This is a genomic window from Shewanella sp. Isolate7 (genome assembly GCF_022398425.1).
Taxonomy (GTDB): Bacteria; Pseudomonadota; Gammaproteobacteria; order Enterobacterales; family Shewanellaceae; genus Shewanella.
This window is the reverse complement of record NZ_JAKEVJ010000059.1, coordinates 24,124-38,481: the sequence shown is the minus strand read 5'-3', so window position 1 is coordinate 38,481 and position 14,358 is coordinate 24,124. Positions and strand designations below refer to the sequence as shown.

The window sequence follows — 14,358 nt, the reverse complement described above, 5'->3', positions numbered from 1 at the left end:
ATTATATTTCGCGGCGAGATTATGACGTTCGCTATCAAAAATTATGATGGTTAATAAAAAAATATAATCCAGGGGTTGATGTAATGACAAATAAGCTATTAAAAGGATTAGTCGCTACGGCTGTTGTGGCTGCACTTGCTGGCTGTAATGGCAGTGACGACGATACCACTAAGGTACCAACAACATGTGCCGAAGCTGGCGATGCATGTACTGTATTTACCGTACTTCATACTAACGATAACCATGGTCGTTTCTTCGAGAATAAGTATGGTGAGTATGGTATGGCGGCTCGTAAGACGCTGATCGATCAGATCCGCGCCGAAGTTGAAGCCAACGGCGGCGAAACGCTGCTGCTTTCTGGCGGTGACATTAACACAGGTGTACCTGAGTCGGATCTGCAAGATGCGCGTCCTGACTTCGTTGGTATGAACCTGATTGGTTACGATGCGATGGCAGTTGGTAACCACGAATTTGATAACCCACTATCTGTTGTCGATATGCAGCGTGAGCTAGCCGAATTCCCAATGCTAGCCGCTAACATCTACGACAAGGCGTCTGGTAAGCGTTACTTCGATGCTTATAAAGTCTTTGACGTTAACGGTCTGCGTATCGCGGTGGTGGGTCTGACAACTGAAGACACAGCTAAGATAGGTAACCCAGAGTTCATTAGCGGTCTTGAGTTTACCGATCCTAAAGAAGAGCTGAAGAAAGTGATTGCAGATATCAAGGCGGCCAATGAAGCTGACCTGATCTTTGCAACGACTCACATGGGTCACTATGCCGATGGCGCAAATGGTGGCAACGCTCCTGGTGATGTTGCGCTGGCACGTGCAATGACTGAAGGTGATTTAGCCGCTGTTATCGGTGGTCACTCTCAGAACCCAGTTTGTATGGAAGGCAATGCCTACGATCCAAACTTCAAGCGTGGTGCCGAGTGTAAGCCTGATGTGCAAAATGGTACATACATCATGCAGGCCCACGAGTGGGGTAAGTATGTTGGCCGTGCTGATTTCGAATACTTCAACGGTGAGCTGCATTTAGCGGGTTACAAGTTAATTCCTGTTAACTTGAAAGATAAGAACGAAGCAGGCGATCGCGTACTGATCGGCGAAGCTATCGAGCCTGATGCAACGGTTCTGGAAGTTCTGCAACAGTACCAAGATAAAGGTCAGGAAGAGCTACTAAAAGTGATCGGTTCTACCGATGATAAGCTTGAAGGTTTCCGTGATATTGTTCGTACCCAGCAGACCAACATGGGCCGCTTGATCGCCGAAGCGCAGCGCACTAAAGTGAATGCCGATTTCGCGGTAATGAACGCTGGTGGTGTGCGTGCATCTATCGAAGCGGGCGAAATTACCTATAAAGACGTACTGACCGTTCAACCATTTGGTAACTCAATCACCCTAAGCACTATGACTGGCGCGGAGATCACCGAATACCTGAATGTTGTGGCGACTGTTGATGTTGGTGCTACAGGTTCTGGCGCCTATCCTCAACTAGCTGGTATCAAAATGGACGTCGATTGTGAAGCTAAGACAGTTGCCATCAGCGACATCAATGGTAAGGGCTACTCTGCCGATGCAACATATACCTTTACCGTTCCTAGTTTTAACGCTGCGGGCGGTGACGGTTACCCCGTATTGGAGCCTGTTATGACAGGTTATGTTGATGCAGAAGTTCTGGCGACATACATCGAAGGTATCGGCGCTATCAAGGCGGCTGACTACGCACCCGTTGCCGGTGACATTCAGTTCCTGAACAGCAACAGCCCACTGGCTTGCCAACGCTAATCTAGATTAGCTTATTAGCAAGTGCTTTAAGCAAGCGCTTTAAATAAGCGAGTTAAAAAAGCAGCCATCAGGCTGCTTTTTTTATGCTTAAACCCTATCTCATTCCCGTGCCAGCGGACTTTGATCGGCGATCAAAAAATTTTAAATTTACTCCTTGAAATCGTAAATGGCTATCCACATATAGTGAATATGGGGCGCTCATCGAGGCCCCTGATGTTACCCAAGACCTTAGTCTTGTTATGGCAGTGCCTTTGGGCTGCCGGGTAATGTCACTAAAAGGTGCGGCGCAATTCATGTGAAATTAACGCGTGATTCATGGCCGGCCACTAACCACTATATTGCTTAATACAAGGATATACCTATGCGTAATTATGATTTGACCCCTCTATACCGTAGTGCCATTGGATTCGATCGTTTAGCCCAGCTTGCCGAGCATGCTGCATCGAACAAGGGTAATACAGGTTATCCCCCTTATAACATCGAGCTACTCAGCGAGAACCGCTATCGCATCACCATGGCGGTGGCCGGCTTTGCGATGAATGAATTAGACATCACCAGCGAAGGCGACAAGCTGGTCGTTAAAGGGACTAAGGCGGAGCAGGAGAGTGAGCGCAAATACCTGTACCAAGGGATTGCCGAGCGTGGTTTCGAGCGTACCTTCCAGCTGGCAGACTATGTCACTGTGATAGGTGCCGATCTCGAAAATGGCCTGCTCAATATCGATCTACAGCGCGAAATCCCCGAGGCGCTTAAGCCTCGTAAGATCGAGATCTCAAGCTCAAAGTTATTAGACGCCTAATAGGCCCTGGGATCATAGTTATAAGAAAGGGAGCCTAGGCTCCCTTTTTTGATGGCAAAATTCTCATTTTGGGGATTATTTAGACTCAGCGATTAAGCCCGGTCAGAATTGCCTCGTTTAAGTATTCGCTAAAGTCATCGCCGTGGTTGGCGAGCATCTTAGGGAACATAGAAATTGGCGTCAGGCCAGGGAAGGTGTTGATCTCGTTGAGTAAGATCTCGCCTTCTGGAGTGAGAAAGAAGTCGATGCGCGATAGGTGTCTGAGCTTCATGCCATCGAAAACCTTCACCGCGTAGGCGCGGATCTGCTGGGCTATCTCATCACTCACCTCGGCGACGACCCGTGTAGTCGCCTTGCTGTCGGCGGCATACTTCTCGTCATAGGTGTAGAAGGTGCCACCGGCGCAGATCACCTCGCCAGGCAGGGTGGCAACAGTCTCGCCACGATACTGATAGACGGCGACCTCCAGCTCCCGTGCCTCAATGGTCTTCTCGACCACGACATAGGGGGAGTAACGGAAGGCATCTTCCAGAATGGCTGGAATTTGGGCGGCGTCATCGACCCGATAACAACCCACAGAGGAGCCCTGTGAGGCAGCTTTAACGAAAACAGAGCCCCATTTTTCCAGTGCATCTGCGGTTTGGGCGATCGCCTGCTCGTCCAGTTGATTCAGGAAGAGATAGGGGGTGTTAGGGATCCCTAGGGCGCTAAACCACATCTTGGCGGTGATCTTGTTAAAGCAGTTGCGCGACCCCTCGGCATCACAGCCGAAATAGGGCAGATTGATGAGTTCGAAATAAGATTGAATATCACCTGTCTCACCTGGATAGCCGTGAATACAAGGGATCACATAATCTACTGGCCAGGGCGAAAGGCGCTCATCTTCGAAACGGATCTCACGTCGATTGGTGAGTTCACAGGGCTCACCGGACTTGGTGTGATAATGACCCTCGGCGTCCAGCTCGACGCGCAGCACATTAATATGAGCAAGCTTTGCCAGCGAGGTCTCGAAGTAGTTGGCCGACAGCAGTGAAATGGCGTGTTCATCACCGCCGCCACCGCATACAAGTAAAAGATTGATCGGATTCATCGGGTCTCCGTTTTCGACTCAGTATCGTTTTCCATGCTCACTATGACGTGATGATTTATTTATGCAAGCCTTGGATGCACCATAAAGAAAGCTTAATGTCTGACCGGGCATTTTGTGGCCGAAATAGCCGCCTGGCAACACTCTATCTATGGTTCCAGGGCGCCTGGTAGAGCGCCTCATAATCTGCCTGCTGCAGCACAGTCACGCCCACCGCCTCGAGAAACAGCGTCTGTCCCTGGGAGATGGACTCACCGGCGTAGACATAATAGGCCTCGCGTCTGCGTTCGGGAAAGGCCTTATAGAGCTTGGCGCGCTCGATGAGCAACCAGCGTAGAAAGATCTCATTGCTCTCCAGCCCTAAACCGATAAATACCAGCTCGTTATGCAGCAATATGTTGAGCCAGGTGCTATTACCGCGCCAGTTTTCCTTTAGTGCCTGCTTGAACCCGCCGCCCAGGTGACCCTGATGCAAGATCTCTCTGGCCCTGTCGACCGCGCCCATGTAATGGCTCAGTCCCAAGCGAACGCTACGGGCATACCTTTGCATGCCGTTGATATGCCAGATGGCAAACGCCTGCGTGGGTGAGTCGATGGGGGACTTGGCGAAATAGCTCGACCAGGGGTAGAAGTCGGTAAAATGCTTCGCCTGTAGGTGATGTAACTTTAGCGACTGGCTTGCGGCGAGTGTCTGTTCGAAGTTGGTGGTCAGTATCGGGGTCTGGGTCGCCTCCGCCCAGGCCACCAGAGCTTGGTGCTGGCGCTGGGGTTGCCAGCTCGACATCAGCTCACAAAACTCTTTCTGTAACTGTTTATTGGGGCGCTCACTTATCAGATCCAGCGCATCATAAAACTCAGTGAGTGCTATGCCAGTAGGCACACTTGCCACCTCATCGCCCCGATGGGCACGCCACAGGCTGACCAGCATCTCATCCCAGGCGTTGATGCCTTGAGCTTGCCGCGGGCTCTCATCCTTGGCGCGATAACGATTGATGCCGTTGCCCAGCACTAAGGCCCTTGGATGCTTGCTTGGTGTCTGGTTGAGCAGGGAGTTTAATGAGAGCGTCATGCCTGCCAAAGCCTCTTAGCCAGCCCCGAAGCCCTAAGCGTCGCCTGGCGACAGGCCGCTTCGAATACCGCCTGACTGCCCAGACAGGTGAAGTGCCCCTTGGCGCGGGTGATGGCGGTGTAGACCAGCTCCTTGGTGAGCAGCTGGCGCTGAGCGACACTGGGTCTTGGCGGCAAGACGAAGGCGACCTGCTGAAATTCGCTGCCCTGACTCTTATGTACCGTCATGGCGTAACAGGTCTCGTGGCTAGGAAGCCGTGCGGGCAGCACCTTGAGCAGGCTGCCATCGGCCTGAACGAAATAGGCCATCAGGCGGCGGGTGACGCCGCTACTTGGAAGGATCACTCCGATATCGCCGTTAAACAGCCCCAGGTTATAGTCGTTGCTCTGGATGATGATGGGACGTCCGGCGTAAAACTCGCTGGAGGGCTCGATGAGCCGAGCATCTTTAAGCGCCTGGGTGACGGCGGCATTGATCCCCTCTACACCATATTCACCGGCGCGCATGGCGCAGAGGATACGGTAATCGTTGAAGCGAGCGATGATCTCGTTGGCTATCTCATCAAGCTCCTTACCATCGGCGCTATCTTCGCCCGCTAGTTGCTTTACCATGGCAAGATAAGGACTGTACTGCTCGACGCTCTGGCTCATCAACGTCGTGAGTCCTGAGTTGCCCTGAAGCGTTAGCTGATGCTCAAGCCAGCCTAGCTCGGCATACCCGCTCTGCCAGACGTTTAATATGCCTGCCAGGTCACGGCGATTTACGGCGCTGGCAAGCTGGCCGATACCGGCATCGCCTTTAAATCTATGGCTGTGCATCAGCATGGCCAGGCTATCGCCCAGCGCCGGGCGCGCATCTATATAAGGGCTGAGATCTTCGCATGTGAGTTTACTGAGCAGTGTGGCCTTCTCCTGGGAGTAGCGCATGCGCCAGCCAGCTTCGCCTGATTCTGTCTGTTTTAGCCCGGCGCAGATATCCGCCAGCACGGCGCCAGCTTCGACCGAGGCGAGTTGATCCTGGTCACCCAGCAGGATCAGCCTGGCATGGTCGGGCAGCGCCTCTAACAGCTTGTGCATCATAGGCAGATCCACCATGGAGGCCTCATCCAGGATCAAAAGATCCAATCTAAGCGGGTTGTCCCTATGGTGCCTGAATTTGTGAGAGCCTGGGATCACCCCCAAGAGGCGGTGCAGGGTGGCGGCCTCTTCGGGCACCTGCTCTAGCTGTTTAAGATCTAGGGTGTCGTCATATTGGGCCAGCTCCTGGGCGAGTCTGGCCTTGGAGGCCTTGATCGATTCGCTCAGGCGCGCGGCGGCCTTGCCCGTCGGCGCAACTAGCTTGATGGTGAGTTGCTGCTCCAGACAGAGCAGTAACAAGAGCTTAGTCACTGTGGTGGTCTTGCCTGTGCCTGGCCCGCCTGTTATCACCGCCAGTTTCTGGCTAAAGGCGGTGGCGGTGGCGATCTTCTGCCAGTCGGGCTTCTCGGTTTGTGCGGCAAACAGGATGTTAAGTATGCTCGTGACCTTGTCCGGCGCCACGACAGTGAGCGGCTGATTGAGCTGTTTGAGACGCACGGCCACTTGCGTTTCAAACTGGTAGTAACGCTGCAGGTAGAGCCTGTCGCCATCTAAGATTAACGGAGTATCCAGCTCACCATCGGCCGGGCTAACGGCCTGATAGTTAAGCAGGTGCTCGGCGAGCGCTTGTGGCGACAGGTCCAGCCGGCATTGAGAAAGCTGCTCATGCAGCGGATTATCTCTGTCTATCTGGGTCAGGGGCAGACAGGTGTGCTGCTGAGACAGCTGGCGGCTGAGCAGGGCGCAGATCAGGGTAAAGAGATCGTCGCCATCGCCGTGCAGTGCCTGCATCTGCAGGGCAAAGTGGCGATCCAGTGGCGTAAGCAGTCCCTCCTGCTGCCAGAGTTTAAGGAGCTGGCTGAGTGGCTGTGCTAGCTGGATCATAGGTCTAGCTCTCCTTGTGCTGGGCTAGGCGGGGTGTCTGTCTGGCGACTCGCTTGTGGTTTCTCTGCTGCTTGTAAATCTGCCTGCTGTGAATCGGCCTGAAGCGAGTCGCCCTGCTGGAAATCGGCCTGTGATGCAGTCAGCGACTTTTGGCTGAGCAGGGTATCCAGCGTGTCAATGAGCGCAAAGGGTGGCTTGTCGTAATAGACGCCGGTCTGTGGCGACTGAGCCGACATGCCCCGCAGGAAGAGGTAGTAACAGCCGCCCACATGCAGCTCATACTGGTAGCCGGGCAGGCGCAGCTTGAGATAGCGATGCAGCGCCAGGCTATAGATGATGTACTGCAGATCGTAGTGATGCCCGACAATCGCCCGCGCCATGGCGGCGTTATCATAGTGACTCAGATGATCGCCCAGATGATTGGACTTATAGTCGGCGATATAGAACTTGCCTTGATATTCGAAGGTCAAGTCGATAAAGCCTTTGAGCATGCCTTGCAGAGTATCGAAGTTAAGCCCTGAACTGTAGCCGTATTGGCAGAGGAGCTGATTAAGCGCCGCGGCGTCGAGCTGGCCAATGGGCATATAAAACTCCATCTCCACCAGCTTTTGTGCCGGGCTGAGGCGTGCAAGGCGCAGCTGCTCGCCATCGAGCGGCGTATGCAGCAGATCCAGATACCAGTCATGGAGCATCGCTTGCCACTGTTCGTCAATGCCAAAGCGATCCATCGCCTTGGGCAGTTCCTGGCGCAGTGTGGTGTCGGCGTCGGTGAAGTCTACCTGTTCCAGCACCCAGTGCAGGAAGCTACCGGCGTTGGCGCCGCGCTCGAAACTAAAGCGGGTCACTTGCTCGCTGTCTGTCACTAGCTGTTCTAGCTCGGGGAAGGCTTCATCACCCATGCCAGGGCTTACCTGCTCGTGGGCCGAATGTTTCACCAGGCCTGAATAGCTGCCGACGCGCCAAGGGGTCTCGCGTCTGCGGGTAAGCGCTCGCGGTGCCAGGGTGAGTTCATGAGCGGTTTCCAGGGGCTCAAAGTCTTGCTTGGGCGCCGTGTTATGCACCAGGTCGACCGAAATATCTTCGCTGATGAGTTGCTCGGCGGCGGCCTGGATATCGGCAAATTCACAGGCCTTGGACTCTATCCCCAGCAGGTAGCCGATGGCGGTCTCGAACAACTGGCTGCTGATGCCATCACGTTTGGTGAAGCGTGAATGGTTGGCGATGTAGCAGTAACAGGCCAGCACCGGGCGGGTGAGTGCCACGTAGAGTAGGCGCAGGTCTTCGGCAAGATTCTCCGCCTTGTATTTGGCCCAGCCTTCATCTGTTTGGGTGATATCCCAAACCAGGGCATCTTGGTCATGGTAGAGCATGGGCGCCGGCTTGCGGCGATTGTCCCGGGCCAGGCTGACAAAGGGCAGGAAACAGATGGGATATTCGAGTCCCTTACTCTTATGTATGGTGACTATCTGCACCAGATTCTGCTCGCTCTCCAGTCTCAGCTGCGACTCTTCGGTGTTACTTTGCTCGATCAACGTCTGTTGATACCAGTTGAGCAGGGCGCTGATGCCATCGAGTTCCATCGCCTTTTGTTGTAGTAGCTCGCCAAGGTGTCTGAAGTCGGTCAGGCGGCGCTGACCCTCTTCGCCCGCCAGTAGTCGCTCGATGAGGCGGGTATCGGCCGCAAGCGCCATCATGCAGGGCATGATCCCGCGTTTAAGCCAGGTCTGATGCAGGTTGTCGAAGGCCTCGAGCTGCTGCTGACGCACATCTTCATCCAGGTTAAAGCCATGTATCGCCTGGGCATCATAGCCCAGCAGGGCGGTGGCCATGGCGCCGCGCAGCGCGCGCTCATCCTTGGGATTGGCGATGGCCAGCAGCACCAGGGCGAGTTCCCTGGCCACGAGTGTGTCGAACACGCTGTCGCGGCTGAGAAACACGGCGCCGATATTGCGACTACTGAGCGCCGACTTGATATAGGCGGCCTCGTTGCGATCGCGCACCAACACGGCAATATCTTTCGCCTTGAGCGGCCTGTCCTTTATTAGGCACTCGCCGCGCTCAGCCTCGTTAAGTAGCCTGGCTATCTCGTTGGCGGCATCTTCTGCTAGCTGGCTGCGGGCGCTGGCTTTGTTCAGTCCGGTGTTGGGGTCTTCACTGAGCAGCTTGAGTCTTAGGGCGCTGCTTTGAGGAACCTTCTCAGTCAGGCGCTTCTCTGCCGCCATGGGCGAGGGCTTGATGATCTCAAAGGGGATAGCCTGGCTGATGAAGGGGTCGTCGCTTCTTGAGAACAGCTGATTGACCGCCTCGACCATGGCTCGGCTCGAGCGGTAGTTGGTGTCCAGGCTGTAATGGTTTTCTGTCTGACCTCTGGCATGGATATAGGTATGAATATCGGCGCCGCGAAAGGCGTAGATCGCCTGTTTGGGGTCGCCAATCATCAAGAGGCCGAGGTCGTTATCCGCTAGGGTTGCGTCCCTCTGGTAGATGCGACTGAAGATCTGATATTGCAGTGGATCCGTGTCCTGAAACTCATCGATCAGTGCGATGGGAAAACGTCTGGCAATGGCGCTTGCCAGGGCTCGTTCGTTGTCGCTCTCGTCACTCAGGGCGTCAGCTAAGGCGATCAGCAGATCGTCCGGCGTGCGCAGATTCTTCAGCTGTTTCTGGGCCGCAAAGCGCGCCTTGATGCCATCGCGGGCGCCATAGAGAAAACTCGGGATCAGGGTCTCTATAGTCTGTGCGACGTGCTCAATATGGGCCAGCAGCGGGGCCTGCTCCGGGGTTGGGATCTCACCGCCCTTGTTGAGCTTTAGGCCACTTAGTGCCAGGGCGCCGAGGACCTTGTTATCGGGCAGGGACAGTGGCTGCGCCGCCCAGTTATCCATGGCGGCGAACAGGGTTTCCAGCTTGGGGTAGCCCTGATCTTTCTTACCAAAGCGGGTGCCGTTGAGCGGTAGCGCCTTGAGTAGCGCAATCGCCCCATCGCGTTCACGGGGCCAGATAAGCCGCAGTCTCGCTAGGCTCTGAGTCAGGCGCTCAGATACCTTGGAAAAGGCTTCGGGCTGTGGTAATACATTGGCCTGATTGGCGCCGAGCAGGGGCCTTAGCTGCTTGGTGAGGCCGTCGGGATCGCTAAACTTGTTGGCGATGATCTGTGCCAGATAGCCAGGTAGCGGATAGCAGGCCTCACGCCAGAAATCCCGCACCGCATGGTGCAGGTATTCGCTATCATCCAGGGTAAATTCAGATTCAAATAGCAGCGACGATTCGAAGGCCATGTCGCTAAGAATGCGCTGACAGAAGCCATGAATGGTAAAAATCGCCGCCTCATCTAAGGATTTTAGCGCGAGATCGAATCGTTTCAGCGCCTGACTGCGCTCCTCGGGCTCTGCCTCGTCGTAGAGGGTGTTGATCAGCGGATCGTCCACCGCCATGCCGAGAAAGGCGCGGTAGGCCAGCTGTATCTTCTTGCGGATACGATCCCTGAGTTCCTGAGTAGCCGCATTGGTAAAGGTCACCACCAGGATTTGCTCGCAGCTTAGGGGGGCGCGCTGGCTATCGCCCAGCAGCAGACGCACGTAGAGCCCGGCGATGGTGTAGGTCTTACCTGTACCTGCGCTGGCCTCGATGAGACGTGTGCCTGACAGAGGTAGGCTTAGGGGATCGAGTGTCTGTGTCGCCATCTTATTGGCCCTCCACGAAATCGGCCAGTTCGCTTAGCGGCGCCTTGTGATAGAGACTCAGCATGGGAGAGAGCAGGGAGGTGGCAATGGTGCCAAAGCCTGCCTCGCTAAAGTCGCCTGGGAAAGTAAACAGCCGCTGGTAGTGGGCCTCCTGGCCTTCGCCCAAGTTAGACTGCTCATCCAGCCATTGTGGCTGGGCGGCGATTAGCTTCTCGCTATGCTCCCCTTCGGCCTCTACATAGGCTAAGGCGGTCCTAGGCATGAAGGGCAGGGGCTGGCACTGACCCCGATGGTAATGCTCGGCCCAGCGCGATAGCTGATTGAGCGCCTGCTCGGGCGTTATCGGCGCAAAGCCATGGAAATGGCCGATATCTAACAGGTAGCTGTGGCGCTGCCAGGGAGTGACCTGACCCTTATCAGCTGCCGCGTTGAGGCAGAGATGACGCAGATAGACGCGAATTAGATCTCGCGCGTTCGCCGTGCCCGGACGGTAGTTGACCAGCCCCTTGGCACTGATATCGTCTATTCTTCCCACCAGCGTCGTGGCGGCGCTATCACTCAGCGTCAGGTCGATATCCTGAGTATGGCTGCTCTCCCCTTGTAGATAGAGGGTACGCCCCACTAAGGCGCGAATATCATGCTGATATTGGTTGAGTAGAATATCGTCGAAGGGGGCAAGGGGTAGCTGACCCGAGAGCCTCAGGCGCTTGAGCAGGTTATCCGATGGCCGCTCCTCGCCCGATTTGACCGCATCTTCAATCAGCAGCGATTGCAATTGATAGCGAGACAGGGCATTGAGGGCGAAGGGCTCGTCATTTTCATCCATCTGTATGCTAAGACTAAGGTCCAGCTTGAGGGTGCGATTGAAAAAGTACTGCGCCGGGTTACGGAAGAAGCGGATCAACGCCGAGAGCTCCAGCGGCTCGTCCTTGTCTTCGTCGGCGATGAGGCTCAGTGGCTCAGTGATAAACTGGCCGGCCTGAGTATGGGGGGCGCCGTCTGCTTCAATCGCCTTTGCATCGCCCTCAGTCTGAGTGGTGGGGCACCACTGCTCGCTATAGCTCTGGCACAGCCGCTGAGCCTGGTGATTACCTTCCGGGGCCACTTCTTGTGCCAGATAGAGGCGCTCATCGAAGGGCTGTAGCGGCATAGTGACGATAAGCTGCGCTAAAATGGCCCGTTCGATTTGGGCGATATCCGCCGTGTCTGTGTCTCCATTGAGCATGTCTGCAAAGGACGCCGGCAGGTAGCAGAGCTGGCAGTATTCGATAAGCTCAGAGACCAGCATAGAGGGGATGCGCTCGCTGTTATCCCGCTCGCTATGGCCGATATAGCTGATGTACAGCTGCTCTCTGGCCGAGAGCAGCGCCTCGAGGAACAGGTATCTGTCGTCGAGTCGGCGGGAGCGGTCGCCCTTGCGCGGCCCTTCCTGCGCCACCAAGTCAAAGCCCACGGGGTGTTGTACCCTGGGGTAGACACCATCATTCATGCCTAATAGGCAGACCACCTTGAAGGGGATGGAACGCATCGGCATCAGGGTACAGAAGTTGACGCTACCCGCCAGATAACGCTGCCCCACCCGGGATTCGGTGAGGTGGCGGGTAAACCAATTTTGCATCACCTCGAGTTCGAGTTCGCTCTGGTACTCTGTGGCGGTCAGCTCCTCACTTAGTCGCATGATCGCCTGTAATAACTCCTGCTTCTGATTTAGCTCCTCCTCAATGCAGTCGTAGAAGGTCTCTACCAGGTTTTGCAGCTGAGTGATACGCACGCCGAGGGGGCAATGTGAATCGAGCTCTAGATTAAATTCGTCGATCGCCTCGATAAAGTTGAGCAGCTTACCCAGGGCCTGGGCGGATTGTCCCTCGACGCCGGGCAGTGCCAGGCTGTCATGGTAGATGGGGGCCTCATCGCTAAAGCTATAGCCTAAGATCAGTCGCTTGATGCCAAAGGCCCAGGAGTTATGCTCAAAGGCCGGCAGCTGCTGCGCGTGACGACTCTGCTCATCCCGGCCCCAGCGTACGCCTGCCTGTTCCAGCCAGCGGCGAATAAGCAGAAGGTCGTCATCATTCAACTCGAAACGGCGCATTACGGCGGGCACCTCGAGTATGCCCAGAATGTCGGTCAGGGCGAAGCGACTCTTGTTGAGCCCAAGTAGGTGCAGGAAGCTGTTGATGAGCGGCGATTCCTGGGCCGCGCCGCGATCGGCGATGGCGTAGGGGATAAAATGATCGCCGCGTTTTGAGGCAAACACCGCATCTATGTAGGGTGCGTAGGCGGCAACATCTGGCATCATCACCACGATATCCTTGGGGGCGAGACCGTCTGATTGTGACAAGCGTTCCAGCAGGTGATCGTGCAGCGTCTCCAGCTCTCTTAGCGGGCTGTGGCAGCTTCGCAGTGTCAGGGAATCATCGTCCTTAGCCAGTATTCGTCGTCCCTGGGTGGTGAGATAGAGCTCGGCGTCCGGCCCTAAGGTCTGGCCCCGGGTGCTAAGCTCGAGGATATCTTGCTGAATTCCTTGCAGCACAGTGTGACTGCCAGGGTCTTGGTAGCACTCGAAATTGAAGTTAGTGTCATTTTCCGGCAGCTCGAGGATAAGATCTAACAGCTCACGGCCCATCTTGCCGTTGTTAGCCAGCAGTGGATTACCCACCTCGAGCTTACTCTCCCAGTCGATAGACAATTGCTGCTTGCCGCCATATTGCAGTGCCATGCGCGCCCTGAGCTTAGGATCGACGATATCGCCCCAATAGTGTTGACAGGGGCTGAGGTTGAGCATCACCACATCGATACGTTTGGCGAGGAAGTAGAGCACCTCAAGTGTCTGCGGCGCCATGGAGGAGATCCCAAAGACAAACAGGCGTGTCGGTAGCTTGCTAAGATCGCACTGGGGATCGCTGAGGGCATCAAACAGCGCCTGGTGCAGGTTGGCCCTGTGGTAACGGCTCTGGTTCAAAGTGTGATGATTGTAGTGGATCAAGGCGCGCCACAGCACGCTCTGCCATTGCTGCGATCCATCCAGTGGACGCTCCTTAGGCGGCAGGCGATCTTCGCCCTGTTCCCAGGCCAAGATCCAGTCCGGGCGGTAGACCAGGTATTGGTCGAAGATATCGGCTATCTGGCTGCAGAGCTGAAACAGTTTTAGTGAGTGTGGCGCTGCGCTGTCCTCGAGTATGGCATCGTCCTTGAGGTAGTGAGCTAAGGGAGCGAATACCTTCTCAGATAGCAGGTCGGGCAGGAGTTCCATCAACTTCCAGGTCATGGCCGGTTTGGTGAAGGCGTTCTCCTTGGGCACATCGGGCAGCAGCTGATGACACAGCTGCCAGATGAAGCTCGACGGCAGAGGGAATTCCAATGCGGCGGCGACGCTGTTTTGCTCGGCGATGGCGAGCCTCAGCCAGGTAGACATGCCGGGGCTCTGGACTAAGATCTGTTCATTGCTCAGTGGTGACTGACCCGCCGGGGGCGTCTGCAGTTCGTTGGCGAGCAGCTGCGCCAAAGCCTCCATTCGATTCGATTGCACCAAATACAGCATGAGATCACTTATCCATTTCGTTGTTGTGTGGCTATTCTAGGGCATCTGGCTTATCCGGCCAATCCTCGCCGGGCGATATCGGTGTAATTCGATAGCCCCGCTCAGTTTATGCTTATTTTTCACACATTTTCAATGGCTTTGCGAGAGCTGGGATCATGATTGTCTAAGCAAGTATTCAGAATCCCTGGTTTTCCTCGCGCAGGTTAAGCCTTGTTAGGGCCTGTTTATCTTTCGCGTTCAATTTTGCAGCATTCTGTATCGCTTTTATACAAGGTAGAGCGATTGTCATGTAGTGCACTACATCAATGAGCGATAACGCAGTAGAAAAATGATACAGACGCTGCCCGCAGGGTTCGTCTTGAGCACGTTCAACTCTTTGTTACTCGGCTTTTATATAGAATAACTATATCTCAAGCCTCGAGTCGCGATTT

At 55.1% G+C, this 14,358-nt stretch carries 7 protein-coding genes; 2 read left to right on the top strand and 5 right to left on the bottom strand.

The window, feature by feature from the left end; genetic code table 11:
• Positions 1-83 precede the first annotated feature (83 nt).
• Positions 84-1,790, top strand: coding sequence for a bifunctional UDP-sugar hydrolase/5'-nucleotidase UshA (ushA, locus tag L1D47_RS14850; RefSeq protein WP_239885836.1), 1,707 nt, complete (start codon positions 84-86; stop codon positions 1,788-1,790).
• A 361-nt stretch (positions 1,791-2,151) separates the two neighbouring features.
• Positions 2,152-2,589, top strand: a complete 438-nt coding sequence (locus L1D47_RS14845) for an Hsp20 family protein (protein ID WP_041511094.1) — start codon at positions 2,152-2,154, stop codon at positions 2,587-2,589.
• 85 nt (positions 2,590-2,674) lie between these two features.
• On the opposite strand, the gene L1D47_RS14840 is transcribed toward L1D47_RS14845, so the two are convergent.
• The 5 genes from L1D47_RS14840 to recC all read right to left on the bottom strand — a co-directional run bounded on the left by L1D47_RS14840 (position 2,675) and on the right by recC (position 13,927).
• Positions 2,675-3,679 (bottom strand): D-alanine--D-alanine ligase, encoded by a 1,005-nt coding sequence (locus L1D47_RS14840; protein WP_041511095.1) that lies wholly within the window; start codon positions 3,677-3,679, stop codon positions 2,675-2,677.
• Between the two features lie 142 nt (positions 3,680-3,821).
• Positions 3,822-4,745 (bottom strand): hypothetical protein, encoded by a 924-nt coding sequence (locus tag L1D47_RS14835; protein WP_239885835.1) that lies wholly within the window; start codon positions 4,743-4,745, stop codon positions 3,822-3,824.
• Positions 4,742-6,706: an exodeoxyribonuclease V subunit alpha gene (gene recD, locus L1D47_RS14830; protein ID WP_239885834.1), complete on the bottom strand. Its 1,965-nt coding sequence runs from the start codon at positions 6,704-6,706 to the stop codon at positions 4,742-4,744. Before recD ends, L1D47_RS14835 begins: the two co-directional genes overlap by 4 nt.
• Positions 6,703-10,389 carry an exodeoxyribonuclease V subunit beta gene (recB, locus tag L1D47_RS14825; protein ID WP_239885833.1) on the bottom strand — a complete coding sequence of 1,229 codons (3,687 nt, stop codon included), beginning with the start codon at positions 10,387-10,389 and terminating at the stop codon, positions 6,703-6,705. The genes recD and recB overlap by 4 nt, the downstream gene beginning before the upstream one ends.
• Position 10,390: 1 nt before the next feature.
• Positions 10,391-13,927 (bottom strand): exodeoxyribonuclease V subunit gamma, encoded by a 3,537-nt coding sequence (gene recC / locus L1D47_RS14820; RefSeq protein ID WP_239885832.1) that lies wholly within the window; start codon positions 13,925-13,927, stop codon positions 10,391-10,393.
• Between the last annotated feature and the right edge of the window lie 431 nt (positions 13,928-14,358).

Excerpts from the sequence above, each read along its gene's own strand:
- ushA (WP_239885836.1), top strand. The coding sequence starts at position 84 with ATGACAAATAAGCTATTAAAAGGATTAGTCGCTACGGCTGTTGTGGCT.
- L1D47_RS14845 (WP_041511094.1), top strand. The coding sequence starts at position 2,152 with ATGCGTAATTATGATTTGACCCCTCTATACCGTAGTGCCATTGGATTC.
- L1D47_RS14840 (WP_041511095.1), bottom strand. The coding sequence starts at position 3,679 with ATGAATCCGATCAATCTTTTACTTGTATGCGGTGGCGGCGGTGATGAA.
- L1D47_RS14835 (WP_239885835.1), bottom strand. The coding sequence starts at position 4,745 with ATGACGCTCTCATTAAACTCCCTGCTCAACCAGACACCAAGCAAGCAT.
- recD (WP_239885834.1), bottom strand. The coding sequence starts at position 6,706 with ATGATCCAGCTAGCACAGCCACTCAGCCAGCTCCTTAAACTCTGGCAG.
- recB (WP_239885833.1), bottom strand. The coding sequence starts at position 10,389 with ATGGCGACACAGACACTCGATCCCCTAAGCCTACCTCTGTCAGGCACA.
- recC (WP_239885832.1), bottom strand. The coding sequence starts at position 13,927 with ATGCTGTATTTGGTGCAATCGAATCGAATGGAGGCTTTGGCGCAGCTG.